A 17,965-nucleotide genomic window follows, 5' to 3' on the forward strand; every position below is an offset into this window, starting at 1 on the left:
ACGGTTAGACGATCCTGCTGCCTTACATGCGGGCCAGCACAGATCCCCAGGTGAAGCCGCCGCCCACCCCTTGCATCATGACCAGGTCGCCCTGCTTGATGCGCCCGTCGCGGCGGGCGGCATCGAAAGCAAGGGGAACGCTGGCCGCCGAGGTATTCGCGTGCTGATCCACCGTGACGACGACTTTATCGTCCGTCAGGCCGAGCCGGCGCCCAAGGAAATTGATGATGCGGACATTCGCCTGATGCGGCACGAACCAATCGATTTCTTCGAGCTTGATGCCGGCTTCCGCGCATACGTCGGTGGCGGACTTGGCCAGGGAAGTGACGGCAAGCTTGAATACCGCCTGCCCGTCCATGCGCAGGAAGGGATCGCCCACGACTTTTCCGTGCGCCACGTTGCCGGCCGCGCACAGGATTTTCATCTGGCTTCCGTCGGCATTCAGCTGGGCGGCAATGATGCCGGGCTCGTCGGCGGCCTTGAGCACCACCGCGCCCGCGCCGTCGCCGAACAGGACGCAGGTGCCGCGGTCGTTCCAATCGAGGATGCTGGAGAACACTTCGGCGCCGATGACCAGGGCGGTCTTGGCGCGGCCCGCGCGGATGAAGGCATCGGCCGTCGCCAGCGCATACACGAAGCCGCTGCAAACCGCCTGGACGTCGAATGCCGCTCCGCCCTTCGATCCCAGAGCCGCCTGAACCAGGCATGCCGTGCTCGGGAAGACGAAGTCGGGAGTGGAGGTCGCGACGATGATGAGGTCCAGGTCTTCGGCCGCCACGCCGGCGTCATCCAGCGCGATTTGCGCGGCGCGGGTCGCCAATTGGCTCGTCGTCACGCCGGGATCGGCCAGATGGCGCTGCCGTATGCCCGTGCGCTCGACGATCCAGGTGTCCGAAGTTTCGATTTGTCGAGTCGCCAGGTCCGCTGCAAGATCGTCATTGGTCACGACCCTGGGCGGCAGATAGCCGCCCGACCCGATAATTTTCGCATAAGGCATAGTAGCTTCCAGATACCTGGCTATGGCGCAGGATCAGATACATCGTTGGCGAGCTCCGCCGATTGCACGGCCGCAGCCTGCAAGCTCTGGCGAAGGCGATCTATGGCGCTTGTCGTTCCGTCAAGCAGGCCTTTGTGCACCGCATCGCGCGCGCGTTGCAGTGCATAGCCGAACGCATAGGCGTCGGCGGATCCATGGCTCTTTATGACGATTCCGCGCAGGCCCAGCAATGCGGCGCCGTTATAGCGCCGGTTGTCGACACGGTCGCGCAAGCGATTGAGCACAGGCTTGGCCACCATGCCGGCCGCCATCGACAGCGCGTCCCGGGTGAATTCGGCGCGCATCATGTTGGCAACCATCTTGGCCAGCCCTTCGATGGATTTGAGTACTACATTGCCGACGAAGCCATCGCAGACGATGACGTCGACGGTACCTTTGCAGATATCGTCGCCTTCGACATTGCCGTAGAAATTCAAACCGCTGCCGCGCAGCAACTCCGCGGCCTGCTTGACGACTTCGTTGCCCTTGATGACCTCTTCGCCGATATTGAGCAGGCCGATGGTGGGCCTTTCGTGCCGATCGACGGTGGAGGCCAGGGCGGAGCCCATGATGGCGAACTGCAATAAATGCTCGGCCGTACAGTCCACATTGGCCCCCAGGTCCAGCATGGTGGTCGCGCCACCCTTCTGGTTGGGTATGGAAGTGGCGATGGCGGGCCGGTCGATGCCGTCGAGCGTCTTGAGGACGTAGCGCGAAATGGCCATCCAGGCGCCGGTATTGCCCGCCGAGATGCAGGCGTCGGCACGCCCATCCTTGACCGCTTGCGCAGCCACGCGCATGGACGAATCCTTTTTGCGGCGAAGGGCGATCTCGACCGAATCGTCCATAGTGACGACCTCGGACGCAGGAAGGATTTCATACCACTGCCTGCCCAGGCTTGCCAAGCCCTGAAGCGCGGTTTCGATCGCCGCGGGGTCGCCCGCGAGAAGAAAGCGCGTATCGGGATGTTGCTTTGCAAACTGATGGGCCGCAGGAACGGTGACCGGCAAGCCGACATCACCGCCCATGCAATCGATGGCGATCCGAGTTTCTGATTTCGACATCAAGCGCGCAATCTGTGGCGTTTATAGCGAGATCGCTGGACGAAGCTTATTCGTCGTTCTTGGTCTTGATCACTTTACGGCCACGGTAGATACCGTTGGGGCTGATATGGTGACGCAGGTGCAATTCACCGGTGGTGGGTTCTACAGCCGTGGGAGGCGTGGTAAGAAAATCGTGCGAACGATGCATACCGCGTTTAGACGGGCTCTTTTTGTTTTGCTGAACGGCCATGATGACTCCTGAAAACGGGTCGCTATTGTACGCGATAGCCCCGCAAGTTAAGTGCGTTAAATCAATTTTTCTTGAGCTGGCTCAATACCGAGAACGGTGAAGGCCTGCCCGTGTCGCTGTCGGCATCCAAAGCCGCCGGCAACGAAGGACAAACATCGTGCTTGGGCACGTACGGCAGGGCGAGAATGATCTCGTCTTCGACGAGTTCCAGGACATCGAAACGCTGAGAGCCCAGAATACGCTCGGGCGCTTCGTCGTCGTCAAGCCCGCCTTCGGGATCGAGATCGGCTTCCGACGCAACGAGCTGCAAACGGCTGTCGACCTTGACAGGAAAAACAAAGGGCTGCATGCAACGCTGGCACATGAGCACCGGGCTCGCCTTGACATCGACACGCAAGAAACGCTGGCCGTGGGCGTCGGTTTCACCGCGCACCGACCAGACGACCTCGGAACCTTCCTGCGCAGGCAGATCGCCAATCAGGCGCTCAAAGCGGGCAATACCCGCCCGCCCGGCAACCTCGCGGCCCAACCGGGCAAGCACATAGGTATCTACGTACGCCTGGCTGCCTTGGTCGCTACTGCCTTGATCCGCAGTATTTCGACCCTCCGGGTCTGGACCCATATCTGGGTCCATATCTTGGCCCCTAGTATCTTGGCCCCTAGTATCTTGATCCCTAGTGTCTTGGTCCATATAGCCCTGTACCGTCCCGCGCGCAAAAGCTCCCCGTAAACCTTACAGTGGGCTTTCCCCCATGGGCTTTTCTCGTAAGCCTTTTCTCGCAAGCCCCGTGTTTTCTCGCCAACCGCGCTTTTCAAGCACAAAGAAAACATTAGATAATACTGTGTTTCAGCAATCGCAGTCAAACAGAACAGGCCCAGCTTCGCTTATGCGTCTCATCCTAGCCTCAAGCTCGCGCTATCGCAAAACCATGCTCGAACGGCTCGGCATGCCTTTTTGCAGCATATCGCCCGACATCGACGAATCGCCGCTGCAAGGCGAAACACCATCGCAGCTCGCACTGCGCCTTTCCATGGCGAAAGCCCAGGCCATCCTGGCCGGTCATCCGGACGCCGTCGTCATTGGCTCGGACCAGGTCGCCACGCTGGACGGCCAGCCCATCGGCAAGCCGGGCAATTTCGAGCGCGCCCGCGAACAACTGGAAATGCTCAGCGGGCGCACTGTGGAATTTCACAGCGCACTGTGCGTCACCGACGGCAGGCGCTACGAAATCGACGACGTCGTCACGCGCTGCCGCTTCCGCAGCTTGCGCACAAGCGAAATCATAGCCTATCTGGAGAAAGAACAGCCCTACGACACGGCCGGGAGCGCGAAAGCCGAGGGCCTGGGTATTGCCCTGATGGACGGCATGGAGTCCAATGACCCCACCGCCATCATCGGCCTGCCCCTGATCGCGCTGAGCCGCATGTTGCGCAGCTTCGGCCTGGATCCGCTCGCAGACGCCCAATAGCACGCCTGTCGCTCATTCCCTACTGGAAAACACCTTGAAACCAACCGGAACACTACATTTGATCCCCGTCGGCCTGGGCGACGCGCCGCCTGCCTCATGGCTGCCGTCCGACGTGCGGGAACTGGCGGGGCGCATTCCGACCTACATCGCCGAGAACGCAAAGACGGCGCGCGCCTTCTTGAAACTGGTGGGCACGCTGCGCCCCATACAGGAAATCACCATCCATACGCTGGATGCCAAGACTGACGCCAAGCAAATGCGTGCCTGGCTGCAGCCCCTGCTTTCCGGCGGCGACATCGGATTGGTTTCCGAGGCCGGGTGCCCCGCCGTTGCCGACCCTGGCGCCCGTGTCGTCGCCGAAGCGCACGACATGGGCCTGCGGGTTGCGCCCTGGGTAGGCCCGTCCTCCATACTCCTCAGCCTCATGGCCAGCGGCCTGGACGGCCAACGATTCGCCTTCCATGGCTATGCGCCGGTCAATGCATCGGAACGGTCCGCCCAGATCAAGTCCTGGGAGGCCTTGTCGCTCAAACATCAGCAAACGCAGATCCTGATCGAAACCCCTTATCGCAACGACGCCATGTTCCAGGCGCTGCTGCAATCGCTGAAGGGCAATACGCGGCTTTGCGTCGCACGCGCGCTCACCACACCCGACGAATGGATTGCCAGCCACGCCGTCAGCCGATGGAAAACCCTGCCGGCGCCCGACCTGTCGAAGAAGCCGGCCATTTTCCTGTTCCTTGCGAGCCGCTAGGGCATGAACACGGCAACCGTTGAACAACGGGAGAAGAAGCGCGATCGCGGCAGCTTCTTGGCAAGCATGCGCCGCGAGAGGCGGCAGCGCTCGCCTTTGTCGCCAGGGCTGGCCGCGCTGCTGCTGGCGATGGCCGGCTGCAGCGGCTACGACCCCGGCAAGCTGGACATAGATCGCAGCATACAGGCGAAAAGCCAGAGCAGCCGGGTGGATTTCATCGTGCTGCACTACACCTCCGCCGACAACGAAACCTCGCTCAGGATCCTTTCCGAGGGCAATGTCAGCAGCCATTACCTGATCACCGACCATCCGCGCCCCCGTGTCTACCAGCTCGTCGATGAAAGCCGGCGCGCCTGGCATGCCGGTGCCAGCTCCTGGTACGGCCGCAGCGGCGTGAACAGCAGTTCGATCGGAGTGGAGGTCGTGAATCCCGGAAAGGCCGATGAGACATGGAGCGCATACTCGTCCAGGCAAATCGCCACCCTTGCCACGCTCCTCAGGGATCTCATCAGCCGCCATCAGATCAAGCCCCAGAATATCGTGGGCCATAGCGATATTGCCCCTCAGCGCAAAATCGATCCCGGCCCCTTGTTTCCCTGGAAAAAGCTCGCCGACGAAGGGATAGGCCGATGGTACGACGAAGCAGCGGCGCAACGGTACGAGCGCGACTTCCAGGCAAATGGCCTGCCGGACGCCGCCTGGGTGCAGCAGGAGCTTGGCCGCGTCGGCTACGAGGTGCCGCGCAGCGGCCTGCTGGACCCCGCCACACGCAATGTGATCGCCGCCTTCCAGATGCGGTATCGCCCCGAGCTTTTCGACGGCATGCCCGACGCCAGAACCCTGGCGATCCTGAAAGCGCTGCCATAGGAAGGGGTCAGACCCCACATGGGGTGTGACCCTGATCTTATGCATGCGGGGGTCAGACCCCGCATGGGGTCTGACCCCTTCCTATCAACGCCCGGGGTCAGACCCCGTACGGGGTCTGACCCCGAAGAAAAACATCACGCGCAGCAATAGCAGCACAGCCAGGAGCACGCCATACGCGTATGGCTCCGCGAAATCGTTCTTGCCGGCGCGCACCAGCCAGAAATGCCAGACGGACAGGGCCGCGATCGCGTACACGCTGCGGTGCAGGCGCTGCCAATAGTGGCCCATCCGGCGTATCCAGCCCCGGGTGGAGGTAATGGCGAGAGCCAGCATGAGAACGAAGGCGATCGTACCGACCAGGATGAAAGTGCGCTGCACGATGTCTTCCCACATCGAAGCCAGGGACCAGCCTCTTTCCCAGAATGCCCAGCCGAGCACATGCAGGACAGTGTAGAAAAAAGCAAACAGGCCCAGCATGCGCCGCACACCGACGAGAGCGGGCTGTCCGAGCAATCTGCGCAGCGGCGTCACCGCCAGCGTCAGTCCCAAGGCAACTAGGCCCCATATGCCTGTGGAACGGATCAGGAACTCCGGCGGATTGGCACTGAGGCCATCGGTATAAGCCAGCCACACCCACCGGTAGACGGGATACAAAGCCAGCAGGAACAAGAAAGGCTTGAAGCGCGCGATCTGCTTGGACGACCAGTTGGAGCGAGGCGTGGCTATCTTCACTAGGACCCGTCAACGCTAGTAATACCGGTTCAAGTCCATGCCTTGATACAGCGAGGCCACCTGTTCGGCGTATCCGTTGAACATCATGGTTTCCACACGTGGCGCCAAAAAGCTTGCGCCGATGCGACGTTCCGTGGCCTGGCTCCAGCGGGGATGGTCGACGTCGGGATTGACGTTGGCGTAGAAGCCGTATTCGTTGGGCGCAATTTTCACCCAGCTGGTCTCGGGCATGGTTTCCAGCAAGCGTATCCGGACGATGGACTTTCCGGATTTGAAGCCGTATTTCCAGGGAATGGCAACACGCAGCGGAGCGCCGTTCTGGTTCGGCAGCATTTTCCCGTAGACGCCGAAAACCAACATGGTCAAGGGATGCATGGCCTCATCCAGGCGCAGCGCCTCGACATAGGGCCAGTCTATGATCCGGCTTCGAAGGCCCGGCATGGTGTCCGGCTGGGCTGCCGTCGTGAATTCGATGAACTTCGCCTTGCTGGTGGGCTGCACCTGGTCCAGCAACGCCGACAATGAATAGCCGATCCAGGGGATGACCATCGACCAGGCTTCCACGCATCGCAAACGGTAAATGCGCTCTTCCATGGGCGCAAGCTTGAGCAGGTCGTCGATATCGAAGGTGCGCGGCTTGGCCACCTCGCCCTCGACCGTGACGGTCCAAGGACGGGTCTGAAACCGGCCCGACCTGTCTCGGGGATCGGTCTTGCCCGTGCCGAACTCGTAGAAATTGTTGTAGCCGGTGACGTCCTTCTCGGAGGTGGGTTTTTCGCTCAGCCAGTACTGCGGATTAGGCGTGGCCGGCAGCGCCGGCTTTTCGGCGGCGGCCGCCCACGGCATCCCGGGCACCGAGGCCGCACCCAGCGCGACCGCCCCCATGCCCATTTGACGCAGCCAGACGCGCCGGGCTTGCCAGACCGGTTCGGGCGTGATTTCGGACGGTGCGATGCGTGGTATCTGGATCCTGGCCATGGCACTGGACTCCTTCAGGATGGGGTCAGACCCCGTAGGGGGTCTGACCCCTGTTTTTGATTCTACACCCAACGGCGCTCCGCGGGGTCAGACCCCGCATGGGGTCTGACCCCTACACCCGCTCCAGGAGCCAGGACCGCATTTCGCGAACGCTCGACACCATGATCGTCGGCTCCGCCTTCAGCAGGATGCTCTTCTGATGCGCGCCATAGGTGACGGCCATGCTGTCGACGCCGGCTGCCGTGGCCATCTGGATGTCGTGCGATGTGTCCCCGACCATCAATACCGCATGGGGCTCCAGGCTGAGTTCTTCCATGAGCTCCAGCAGCATTGCCGGATGCGGCTTGCTGAATGACTCGTCGGCACAGCGCGTGGCGTGAAAATAGCCGCCCAGCTGCATGTTGCCCAATACGCGATCCAGGCCGATCCGGCTCTTGCCGGTGGCCACGCCCAAGGTGACATCGCGCTGCTGCAGTGCGCCCAGAAGGTCCAGCATGCCGTCGAACAGCTTCAGATGCGGGTCGCGGCTCAGAAAATGAAAACGATAGCGCTCAAGAAACAAGGGAAGCTGCTCTGCGGTCAGCGTGGGCACGCAACGGTACAACGCGCTTTCGAGCGACAGGCCGATCACCCAGCTCGCCTCTTCGGCGGGGGGAATGGGAAGCCCGACATCCGCGCACGCCCCTTGTATCGCCTCGACGATGGAATGGGTCGAATCCATGACGGTGCCGTCCCAGTCGAAAATGACCGCCTTGTAACGCTTCACGAGTGTTGCTCCAGATAATCAAGTATTTTCAGACATGCGGGCGGCAAAGGCGCTTCCAGTCGCAGGGGCTCGCCGCTCAGCGGGTGCGGAAGCTCGAGCCGGCCCGCATGAAGAAACATGCGTTCCAGTCCGAGGCGCGCGAAATGCGCCCGGACCTCGTCCGAACCGTATTTGTCATCGCCGACGATGGGATGGCCGCTGGAGGCCAGATGGACGCGAATCTGGTGGGTGCGCCCGGTGCGCAGTTCCGCCCCCACCAGGCTGTATCGCCCGTACCGCTTTTGCATAGTGATGATGGTATGGGCGGCCTTGCCTTGCGCGTCGACCCTGACGCGCCGCTCGCCCGCCGCCGTCAGCCACTTGAGCAGGGGCAGCCGGATGTGCTGCCGGTCGTTGACCCAGTCGCCGACGACCAGAGCCTGGTAATGCTTGCGCCCCCCGCCCTCGCGCATCATGTCGTGCAGCGCCACCAGCGCCTTGCGCTTCTTGGCGATGATCAGCAAGCCTGAGGTTTCCCGGTCCAGCCGGTGGGCCAATTCCAGGAATGGCGCCTGCGGACGCGCGGCGCGCAATTGTTCGATGACGCCGAACGACACCCCGCTGCCGCCGTGAACCGCGACGCCCGCCGGCTTGTTGATGACCAGCATGGCGTCGTCTTCGTAGATGACTGGAAAGGAAGCCGGCGGGACCGGGCGGGGCTCGTCCGCCCGCGGCAGCCGGATCGGGGGAATCCTGACGGTATCCCCTTCCTCGACGCGGTAATCGGCCGAAGTACGCCCCTTGTTGACGCGTACTTCGCCGCTGCGGATGGCCTTGTATATATGGCTTTTGGGCACGCCCTTGCACAGCCGCAAGAGGAAATTGTCGATGCGCTGCCCGGCCTGTTCGGTCCCGACCTGGACCAAGCGGACGCTTGGCGGACTATCTTGGACAATAACTGTTTTGCGCATAGGGAAAAGCGGAATATAATCGCGTCAGCCTATAGAAGCTGAAAAACCGCCCGACGTAGAGATGCAAGGTGCGTCTCCGTTGGACGAACAAAGGTCATATTGTACTGCCTGGGTTTCAGCTTCTGGGTCATTAGGTCGCCGGGGCAAGCCCGATACGCCGATGGTGGTGTGGCGAACAGCCCGCTATTCGAGTATCACCTGCCAACCGCGTGCGACGCTGAATCTCTTTGCAAAGCTTGTCATCGTTCTTATGCACCAGCCGCGGCTTAAAACACGCGTCTGCCGTTCCCAGCAAATTTATTTTCGTCAACAACACTATAGTGAACCTGACCTCCCTGCTGACTGAACTGCGCACCTACCAGTGCGCCGTGCCTGCTCGACACAAGGTGGGCAATGCCTGACATCGTCAGCCATCCCTCCCACGCAGATTTAGCGCCACACACCGAGTGACCCGCGGTCGTGCGCCGATCAACGGTGCGCCATGACTACGGAGAAACACACTCATGAAACGAATGCTGTTCAATGCAACGCATCAAGAAGAACTACGCGTTGCTATTGTCGACGGTCAAAAACTCATTGACCTCGACATCGAAACCGCCGGGCGCGAACAACGCAAAGGCAACATCTACAAAGGGGTCATCACCCGCATAGAGCCCGGCCTCGAAGCCTGCTTCGTCAGCTACGGCGAAGAACGCCACGGCTTCCTGCCCTTCAAGGAAATCGCCCGCAGCTACTTCAAGGAAGGCGTCGATGTGCGTACGGCGCGCATCCAGGACGCCCTCTCCGAAGGTCAGGAGCTCATCATTCAGGTCGAAAAGGAAGAGCGCGGCAACAAGGGCGCCGCCCTGACCACCTTCATCTCGCTGGCGGGGCGCTACTTGGTCCTGATGCCCAACAACCCCCGGGGCGGCGGCGTCTCGCGCCGGGTCGAAGGCGAAGACCGCCAGGAACTGCGCGAAACCATGGACCAGTTGGACGTCCCGTCCGGCATGAGCATCATCGCCCGCACGGCCGGCATAGGCCGCAGCGTCGAAGAGCTCCAATGGGACTTGTCCTATCTGCTCCAGCTCTGGAATGCCATCGACGGCGCGGCGCGCGAAAACAAGGCGCCCATTCTCATCTACCTGGAATCCAGCCTGGTCATCCGCGCCATACGCGATTACTACTCTCCCGAAATCGGCGAAATCCTCATCGATACCGACGACATCTACGACCAGGCCACCGCCTTCATGAGCGTAGTCATGCCGGACAATGTCCAGCGCGTCAAAATGTATCGCGACGACATCCCGCTGTTCTCCCGTTTCCAGATCGAACACCAGATCGAAACCGCGTATTCGCGCACTGTCCAGCTGCCCTCGGGCGGCTCGGTGGTCATCGACCACACCGAAGCCCTGGTGGCGATCGACGTCAACTCCGCACGCTCGACGCGGGGCGCCGACATCGAAGAAACGGCGATGCGCACCAACCTCGAGGCGGCTGACGAAGTAGCGCGCCAGTTGCGCCTGCGCGACCTCGGCGGCCTGATCGTCATCGACTTCATCGATATGGAGGACAGCAAGAATCAGCGCGCGGTCGAACAACGATTGCGCGACGCCCTCCATTTCGATCGCGCCCGCGTGCAAATGGGCAAGATCTCCCGCTTCGGGCTCATGGAACTGTCGCGCCAGCGTCTGCGCCCCGCCCTGAACGAAGGCTCGCACATCACCTGCCCGCGCTGCAATGGCACCGGCGTCGTCCGCGACGCGGAATCCAGCGCCCTGCATGTGCTGCGCCTGCTGCAGGAAGAAGCCATGAAGGAAGGCACGGCCGCCCTTCACGCCCAGGTGCCGGTCGACGTGGCCACTTTCCTGCTGAACGAAAAGCGCACCGATATCACCAAGATCGAGTCCAGGCTCAAGGTCAACCTCGTCCTGATTCCCAACAAGAATCTGGAAACACCGCACCACCACATCGAACGGCTGCGCCACGACGATCCCCGCCTTGAGGAAATCAAGACCAGCTTCGAGCTCGTGACGCAACCCGAGGACAAGGTCGTCTGGGAGCCCAACAAGGCGCTGGAGTCCAAGACGCGTCCCGAAGCGCTGGTCAAAGGCATTACGCCTTCTCAGCCGGCACCCGTATCCGCCCCCAGCGCACAAGCGTCCGCCCCTGCTGCCCAGCAAGGCGCAGGTCTCCTGAAGCGCCTTATCAATTGGTTGACCGGCAGCGGGCAAAAGGCCGAGGCCCCCACCGCCGCCGAGCCCGCCAAGGCGGCGCATGGCGGTCGTGGTAAAGGAAACCGTTCCCAGGAACAACGCCGCGATCGCAGCCATGGCGAGCGCGGGCGCTCCCGCCGGGGCGACCGCCGTCCGGAAGCCGCCGGCATCAAGGGCGAAGAACTGGCCCCTGTCCAGAAATCCCGTCGCCACACGCAGGATGCTCCCATCGCGAGCGAAGCCCCTCGCCAGGCTCCCCAGCAGCCAGCCCCCTCCTTCGCCACCGACGCCACCGAAGGCAACGGGCGCAGCCGGAACCGGCGCGGACGCGGGCGCAGCCGCCGGGAAGAGACCCAATCCGAGGCAACGGAAACCGAAACCGTGCTGGCTACCCTGCCAGTTGCAGCGGCCCCCATCGTTGACGCCGTGATTCCTGCCGAACCCGAGACCGAGGCCATCGAAGAAACCATCGTGGCCGAATCCGAGCTCATCAGCGAAACGCCGGCCGAAGGCGACCAGCAGGAAACCGAGCGCAAGCGTCGTCGCCGTCGCAGCCGCCGTAGCCGCAAGTCTTCGGAAGCCGGCGTGGAAGGCAGCACCGTCCAGGCCGACGAGGACGGCTCAGCCGACGAGCAGGCTTCCTTCATCGGACACGAAACACCGGGCTTCGACCCCCAAGCCACGCCGGCCGCCGATGTCCAGCCTGCCGACGCAAGTGCGGAAGAGCCAACCGCCGCCGTCACCGACGTGGCGGAAGCCGAAACCAGCGACGCCCAGGCCAATATCACGGAGCCGGTCGCCATTGCGCACGCCGCCGCTGAACCGGTTGCCGACGTCCCGGCCTCCACGGATGCAGACGTCCAGGAAGCACCCACCGAGCCGGCCACGGTCGTCGCGGAAACTGCGGCGGTGCAGCCCGACGTGCAGGCGCCTGCCGACACCGTTCCGGCACATGAAGAGGCATCCATTACGGCGCAAGCACCGGCTGCCGAGCCGGAACAGGCCGAACTCTCAGCGGAACCGGAAGCCGCTTCGGCGGCCCAGCCTTCGGAAGCTCCCGAAGACACCGGCGCCCCCGTTGAAGAAACCGCCTCTACCCGCGATCAAGCCCCGATCGCGCTGAACGGCGCAGCTTCCAAAGCGGAAACCGGCCTGGATGAAGTGCTGCAGAACGCCGGCATGCAACTCATCGAAACCAAGGCAGCCTTGGCGCAAACCGAGGCTCCCGCCCCGGCGGTTCGCCTGGGCCGGGCTCGCAAGCCCGCGGCTTCCGTTGCCAGCGAAGCCTTGCAGCAGGTGGAAACCCACTGATGGCGCTCACGCCCGCCGCCTAGCGGCGGGCGTACGCAAAAAAAAGCCTTGCCGGTTTACCGCCGGCAAGGCTTTTTTGTGAGTTCCAAGGGGTCAGACCCCATTCGGGGTCTGACCCCGTCTTTACTACATGGGGCCAGACCCTTCCGGGTCTGACCCCCTTTATCCTTTTTCATGGGGTCAGACCCCGTCCGGGGTCTGACCCCTCATTCAGTCCTTGGCCACCACGTCGACCGGCTGACGAGTCAGAATGGCCATCAAGTGGGCCAGTTCGTTGCGCATTTCGCGGCGGTCGACCACCATGTCGATCGCTCCTTTCTGCAACAGGAACTCAGCGCGCTGAAAGCCCTCGGGGAGCTTCTCGCGCACAGTCTGCTCGATGACGCGCGGGCCGGCAAAACCGATCAAGGCCTTGGGCTCGGCGAGCACGACATCGCCCATGAAAGCGAAGCTGGCGGAGACGCCGCCCATGGTGGGATCGGTCAGCACGCTGATGAACGGCAGGCCCGCCGCCGACAGCCGCGTGAGCATGGCGTTGGTTTTGGCCATTTGCATCAGGGACAGCACGCTTTCCTGCATGCGCGCGCCGCCGGAGGCGGCGACGCAGATGAATGGGGTGCGGTTCTTGATGGCCTCCTGCACGCCCCGCGCAAAGCGCTCGCCGACCACGGAGCCCATGGATCCGCCCATGAACTCGAATTCGAAGCAGGCCAGCACGGTCGGCACCTCGAGGATGCATCCGCTCATGACGACCAGGGCCTCGTTTTCGCCCGTCTGCTTGACGGCTTCGGAGACGCGGTCCGGATACTTGCGCGTGTCGCGGAATTTCAGCGGGTCCATGGGGCGCGTTTCCTGCCCGATTTCGACGCGCCCGTCGGCATCGAGCAACGCATCGATGCGGGCACGCGAGCCGATGCGCATGTGATGGCTGCACTTGGGGCACACGTTGAGCGTCGCCTTCAGGTCTTCCTTGTACAGCACGGACTCGCAGGACGGGCACTTGACCCACACCCCTTCGGGGACCCGCCTGCCGCCCTCGTTGCTGCGGTTGATGCGCGGTGGAAGTATTTTATCGATCCAACTCATGTTCTTTTCCGATGTAGGCCCCCTTCGGGCCGTTGGGTTCTTGCTATGTTGCTCAACCGCCCGAAGGCAGGACCCGCCGTATTCCGGCCAGCCAGCCTTCCGCAGCCTCGATGGCCGCTGTGTCGGCCTCTTCGGGCGAGCCGCCGCGCTGGCTTACCTGCGCCACGGCGGCTTCCATGGTTTCTATCAGCTTGCTGCCGATGACGACCGCATCCGCGCACTCGGACAGGCGTTTGGCGCTATCAGCATCCCGGATGCCAAAGCCCACGCCAACCGGGATCGACACATGGCGGCGAATTTCGGCCAGGCGCGCCGCAACGTCTGCCGTATCCAGGTGACCGGCGCCGGTGACGCCTTTCAGCGATACATAGTAGACATAGCCGCGCGCCAATTGCCCGATCTTGCTCATGCGCTCCTGCGTCGAGGTAGGCGCCAACAGGAATATGGGATCGATCTCCGCCTTGCCCAGCAGTTCGGCGAATGCCTCGATTTCCTCGGGCGGGTAGTCCACCACCAGCACGCCATCGACGCCCGCCTGCTGCGCGCGTTCCGCAAACACGGCCGGCCCCATGCGCTCGATGGGATTGGCATAGCCCATCAGGACAACGGGCGTATCCTGGTTCTGAAGACGAAATTCGGCGACCATGTCGAGCACCTGGCGCAGCCCCACGCCCCGGCGTATGGCACGCTCGCCCGCACGCTGAATGACGGGACCGTCGGCCATGGGGTCGGAAAAAGGAACACCCAGCTCGATGACGTCGGCTCCGGCGCGAACCAGAGCGTGCATCAGCCGCGGCGTGGCCTCAATGGAGGGATCGCCTGCGGTAATGTATGGAATCAGCGCCGTGCGCCCTTTATCGGCAAAGCTCGCAAGCAAACGCTTGTTGGAAGAATTCATTATGTAAACCCCGCTCCCTACAGGCTGATGCCGCTGAAGTCGGCCACGGTATGCATGTCTTTGTCGCCTCGCCCGGACAGGCAGACAAGAATGATTTTGTCCTTGGGAAGCGTTGGCGCAAGCTTCTGTGCATAGGCGATCGCATGTGATGACTCGAGCGCGGGCATGATGCCCTCGATACGGCAGCAGGCATGGAAAGCGGCGAGCGCCTCGTTGTCATCGATGCATTCGTAGCGGGCACGCCCTGAATCCTTCAGCCAGGCGTGTTCGGGACCAACCCCGGGATAGTCCAGGCCGGCGGAGATGGAATGGGTCTCGATGATCTGGCCGTTGTCGTCCTGGATGACATAAGTGCGGTTGCCGTGCAGCACGCCGACCGCGCCCGCATTGAGCGACGCCGCATGCTTGCCGCTGGACAAGCCCTCTCCGGCCGCCTCGATGCCCACCAGGCTTACGTCCTGGTGTTCGATATAGGGATAAAAGATGCCCATGGCGTTCGAGCCACCACCCACCGAAGCCACTACGTAGTCGGGCTGGCGACCGGTTTCGGCCGGCATCTGCTCAAGGCATTCGTCGCCGATGACGGACTGGAAATCGCGGACCATCATGGGGTAGGGATGCGGCCCGGCCACCGTGCCGATGATGTAGAAGGTGTTTTCGACATTGGTGACCCAGTCGCGCATGGCCTCGTTCAAGGCGTCCTTGAGCGTGCGCGAGCCGGAATCGACAGGCACCACGGTGGCGCCGAGCAGCTTCATGCGGTACACATTGGACGCCTGGCGGCGCACGTCTTCGCTGCCCATGTAGACCACGCATTCCAGGCCGTAGCGGGCGGCGACGGTGGCGGTGGCAACGCCATGCTGCCCCGCACCGGTTTCGGCAATGATGCGGGGCTTGCCCATGCGTCGGGCCAGCAGGATCTGCCCTATGCAGTTGTTGATCTTGTGCGCCCCCGTGTGATTGAGGTCTTCGCGCTTGAACCAGATTTGCGCTCCGCCCAGCTCTTCCGACCATCGACGAGCATGGTACACAGGGCTGGGGCGCCCCACGAAGTGCTTGAGCTCGTAGGCGAATTCCTTCAGGAATTCGGGATCATTGCGGTACTTGTCGTAGGCAAGACGCAACTCGTCCAGGGCATGGACCAGGGTTTCAGCGGCGAATGAGCCGCCATACTGGCCAAAGTGCCCGTTCTGATCAGGCAGAGTATAGGATTTCAAAACATGACTCTCTGGTTATGCAACATTGTCGAGACCGGCCATTTTACCAGTCCCGACGCAAGGTTTCGGCGGCCCGGCGCGCCGGCAATGGAAACCGGCGCGGCGCATGCCGCCTTCAGTGGCGCGCCGCCGTCACCCCCGACAGCTCGTTCAGCGCCGCAAGCGCCCTGCCGATCTGCTCGCCGTTCTTCACCTCGATGGTGAACACCATGTGGGCCAGCGACCGCCTGCTGTGCGTATTGACGCTCACCACGTTCAGCCGCAGCTTGGCAAAGACCTCGGACAGGTCCCGCAGCAGATTGGGACGCTCCGGCGCATGGATGCTGATGTCGATGGGGTACACGGCGTCGCCGGTATTGCCCCAGTCCACGTCGATCAACCGTTCGGGACTGCGGGCGGCCAGCGCGGCATAGGCGCTGCAATCGCGCCGGTGTATGGACACGCCGCGGCCGCGCGTCACGAACCCGACGATGGAATCGGGAGGCGCGGGGCGGCAGCAGCGCGCAAGCTGGGTCATCAGCGAATCCACGCCTACCACCAGCACGCCGCTCTTGCCGGTGCGTGCCACGCTCTCGTCCCGGCTGCCGTAGATCCGGGCCTCGGATACGTTCGCCTCGGAGTCTCCCTCCGGTGTGCGACCCTTGCCGCCCATGAGCAGGTAGTCGATCTGGCGCAGGCTGAACTCTTCCTTGGCCACCGCGACGTAAAGGTCATCGGCGCGTGCGAAGTCGAGCTGTTGGGCCATTTGTTCGAGGTTGACCGCGGTCTTGCCCAGGCGCTGCAGCTCTTTTTCCACCATGGCCTGGCCCTGCGAGATGCGCTGCTGCAACTCGATCGCATTGAACCAGGCCCTGACCTTGGCGCGCGAACGAGGGCTGGCCAGGAATCCCAACTGGGGGTTGAGCCAGTCGCGGGACGGGCCGCCCGATTTGGCCGCAATGATTTCCACCGTCTGGCCGGTCGACAACCGGGTCAGCAGCGGGACCATCTGCCCATCGACGCGCGCGCCCCGGCAGCGGTGGCCCAGGTCGGTGTGCAGGTAATAGGCAAAATCGACCGGCGTCGCGCCGGCCGGCAGCTCGATGACCCGCGCCTGGGGTGTCATGACGTAGATGCGTTCATCAGTCGCCCGCGCAGTTTCGGTGCCCTCCGGCGCGCGCAGGGTTTCCGCGTCGTCTTTGTCCCAAGCAAGCAATTGCCGCATCCAGGCGATCTTCTGATCGTAGCCGCCCGAAGCAGCAACCTGGCCTCCGCGCGGCCCCGCCTCTTTATAGCGCCAATGGGCCGCCATGCCGTATTCGGCGAACTGGTGCATTTCGTGCGTGCGTATCTGAATCTCGAACGTTCTTCCCTGCACGTCGGCCACCACGGTGTGCAGCGACCGGTAGCCATTGGGCTTCGGCCGCGAAATATAGTCGTCGAACTCATCGGAAACCGGCGTCCACATGGCATGCACCAGCGCCAGCGCGCCATAGCAGGCGCGCTCGTCTTCGACGATGACTCGCAAGGCCCGCAGGTCGTACAGCTGATTGAACTCCAGGCTCTTGTTGCGCATCTTGTTCCAGATGCTGTAGATGTGCTTGGGCCTGCCGCTCACGTCGGCATGGATGCGCGCCTTTTTTAGAGCGGCCCGCAACCGCCGGACCGTGTCGCTGATGAAGGCCTCGCGCTCGACGCGTTTTTCCTCGAGCTGGCGGGCGATGGTCTTGTAGGTATCGGGCTCCAGGAATCGGAACGCCAGGTCTTCCATTTCCCATTTGATCTGCCATATTCCCAGCCGGTTCGCCAGGGGCGTGTAGAGCTCCATGGTCTCCTGCGCGAAACTCCTTGGGCATGGCGTCTTGGAACTGGCGTGCCAGCGCAAGGACTGCAGGCGCGATGCGAGACGCATCAGGACGATGCGCAAGTCGGCGGCCATGGCCAGCAGCATCTTGCGCTGCATTTCCTTTTGATCCGTGCCGGTGGCGGCCTGATCGGTCGCCTGCCCCGCAAGATGACCAAGCCGCAGCAAGGCGCGCGTACCCTGGACAAGAGACATGACTTCCGGGCCGAACCGCTTGAACAAAGGATCGTCGCGTTCGTTGCGTGTGTTCTCGGGCCGCAGGACGGTCAGCAGCGCGCTGGCGCGCGCCTGGGCATCGGTGCCGAGTTCGGCCAGAATCAGCACCACCTCCGCGCTGTGTTCCGCAAGCGGTTCGCCGGTGGTGGCCAGAAGGCCGGTGGTATGCTCGCGCGCCCAATCCGCGGCGTCCTTCAGCAACTGGCAGCCGCTCTCGTCCAGGTCTGCGCAAGCGCGTTTGAACCATTGCGCATCGAAGGGCAATTTTTCGGAATCCGGTGGAGCAATCGTAGCCATGGCGGGAAACTTACAGACAACAGAAGCGTGCGAATTTTGCAGCGCCCCTATACTAAC

At 62.7% G+C, this 17,965-nt stretch carries 16 protein-coding genes; 4 read left to right on the forward strand and 12 right to left on the reverse strand.

Annotated features, from left to right (window positions below; all coding sequences use genetic code 11):
- Positions 1 to 22 precede the first annotated feature (22 nt).
- The 4 genes from ACSBPU_RS14565 to ACSBPU_RS14580 form a co-directional block, all read right to left on the reverse strand.
- Positions 23 to 997, reverse strand: a complete 975-nt coding sequence (locus ACSBPU_RS14565; protein WP_180068196.1) for a beta-ketoacyl-ACP synthase 3 — start codon at positions 995 to 997, stop codon at positions 23 to 25.
- 20 nt (positions 998 to 1,017) lie between these two features.
- Positions 1,018 to 2,100 carry a phosphate acyltransferase PlsX gene (gene plsX / locus ACSBPU_RS14570; protein ID WP_180068195.1) on the reverse strand — a complete coding sequence of 361 codons (1,083 nt, stop codon included), beginning with the start codon at positions 2,098 to 2,100 and terminating at the stop codon, positions 1,018 to 1,020.
- 46 nt (positions 2,101 to 2,146) lie between these two features.
- Positions 2,147 to 2,329 carry a 50S ribosomal protein L32 gene (gene rpmF, locus ACSBPU_RS14575; protein WP_180068194.1) on the reverse strand — a complete coding sequence of 61 codons (183 nt, stop codon included), beginning with the start codon at positions 2,327 to 2,329 and terminating at the stop codon, positions 2,147 to 2,149.
- Between the two features lie 61 nt (positions 2,330 to 2,390).
- Positions 2,391 to 2,870, reverse strand: a complete 480-nt coding sequence (locus ACSBPU_RS14580; protein WP_442592765.1) for a YceD family protein — start codon at positions 2,868 to 2,870, stop codon at positions 2,391 to 2,393.
- Between the two features lie 346 nt (positions 2,871 to 3,216).
- Between ACSBPU_RS14580 and ACSBPU_RS14585 the strand changes: the two genes are divergently transcribed.
- The 3 genes from ACSBPU_RS14585 (at position 3,217) to ACSBPU_RS14595 (ending at position 5,419) form a co-directional block, all read left to right on the forward strand.
- Positions 3,217 to 3,798, forward strand: a complete 582-nt coding sequence (locus tag ACSBPU_RS14585) for a Maf-like protein (protein WP_442592766.1) — start codon at positions 3,217 to 3,219, stop codon at positions 3,796 to 3,798.
- A gap of 34 nt (positions 3,799 to 3,832) precedes the next feature.
- Positions 3,833 to 4,552 (forward strand): SAM-dependent methyltransferase, encoded by a 720-nt coding sequence (locus tag ACSBPU_RS14590; RefSeq protein WP_442592767.1) that lies wholly within the window; start codon positions 3,833 to 3,835, stop codon positions 4,550 to 4,552.
- 66 nt (positions 4,553 to 4,618) lie between these two features.
- The gene (locus ACSBPU_RS14595; RefSeq protein ID WP_442598369.1) at positions 4,619 to 5,419 is read left to right on the forward strand and encodes an N-acetylmuramoyl-L-alanine amidase; all 801 of its coding nucleotides are present in this window, start codon (positions 4,619 to 4,621) and stop codon (positions 5,417 to 5,419) included.
- An 84-nt stretch (positions 5,420 to 5,503) separates the two neighbouring features.
- Here the strand turns inward: ACSBPU_RS14595 and ACSBPU_RS14600 are convergent, their stop codons facing one another.
- The 4 genes from ACSBPU_RS14600 to ACSBPU_RS14615 form a co-directional block, all read right to left on the reverse strand.
- Positions 5,504 to 6,151 (reverse strand): sulfite oxidase heme-binding subunit YedZ, encoded by a 648-nt coding sequence (locus ACSBPU_RS14600; RefSeq protein ID WP_442592768.1) that lies wholly within the window; start codon positions 6,149 to 6,151, stop codon positions 5,504 to 5,506.
- Between the two features lie 15 nt (positions 6,152 to 6,166).
- Entirely contained in the window at positions 6,167 to 7,129 is a 963-nt protein-coding gene (gene msrP, locus ACSBPU_RS14605; protein ID WP_442592769.1) for a protein-methionine-sulfoxide reductase catalytic subunit MsrP, read from the reverse strand.
- A 112-nt stretch (positions 7,130 to 7,241) separates the two neighbouring features.
- A complete protein-coding gene (locus ACSBPU_RS14610; RefSeq protein ID WP_442592770.1) occupies positions 7,242 to 7,895 on the reverse strand; it encodes an HAD-IA family hydrolase in 654 nt (217 codons plus the stop codon).
- Entirely contained in the window at positions 7,892 to 8,845 is a 954-nt protein-coding gene (locus tag ACSBPU_RS14615; RefSeq protein ID WP_442592771.1) for an RluA family pseudouridine synthase, read from the reverse strand. Before ACSBPU_RS14615 ends, ACSBPU_RS14610 begins: the two co-directional genes overlap by 4 nt.
- A 503-nt stretch (positions 8,846 to 9,348) precedes the next feature.
- Here ACSBPU_RS14615 and ACSBPU_RS14620 point away from each other — a divergent pair.
- Positions 9,349 to 12,351 (forward strand): Rne/Rng family ribonuclease, encoded by a 3,003-nt coding sequence (locus ACSBPU_RS14620; protein ID WP_442592772.1) that lies wholly within the window; start codon positions 9,349 to 9,351, stop codon positions 12,349 to 12,351.
- Between the two features lie 210 nt (positions 12,352 to 12,561).
- On the opposite strand, the gene accD is transcribed toward ACSBPU_RS14620, so the two are convergent.
- From accD to ACSBPU_RS14640, 4 genes are all read right to left on the reverse strand, one after another.
- Positions 12,562 to 13,437: an acetyl-CoA carboxylase, carboxyltransferase subunit beta gene (gene accD / locus ACSBPU_RS14625; RefSeq protein WP_442592773.1), complete on the reverse strand. Its 876-nt coding sequence runs from the start codon at positions 13,435 to 13,437 to the stop codon at positions 12,562 to 12,564.
- Positions 13,438 to 13,489: 52 nt separating this feature from the next.
- The gene (trpA, locus tag ACSBPU_RS14630; protein WP_442592774.1) at positions 13,490 to 14,335 is read right to left on the reverse strand and encodes a tryptophan synthase subunit alpha; all 846 of its coding nucleotides are present in this window, start codon (positions 14,333 to 14,335) and stop codon (positions 13,490 to 13,492) included.
- Positions 14,336 to 14,352: 17 nt separating this feature from the next.
- On the reverse strand, positions 14,353 to 15,552 hold the full coding sequence (gene trpB, locus ACSBPU_RS14635) for a tryptophan synthase subunit beta (protein WP_442592775.1): 1,200 nt from the start codon (positions 15,550 to 15,552) through the stop codon (positions 14,353 to 14,355).
- A 115-nt stretch (positions 15,553 to 15,667) separates the two neighbouring features.
- Positions 15,668 to 17,908: a RelA/SpoT family protein gene (locus ACSBPU_RS14640; protein ID WP_442592776.1), complete on the reverse strand. Its 2,241-nt coding sequence runs from the start codon at positions 17,906 to 17,908 to the stop codon at positions 15,668 to 15,670.
- Between the last annotated feature and the right edge of the window lie 57 nt (positions 17,909 to 17,965).

The organism is Parapusillimonas sp. JC17 (assembly GCF_052180245.1).
Classification (GTDB): Bacteria; Pseudomonadota; Gammaproteobacteria; order Burkholderiales; family Burkholderiaceae_B; genus Parapusillimonas.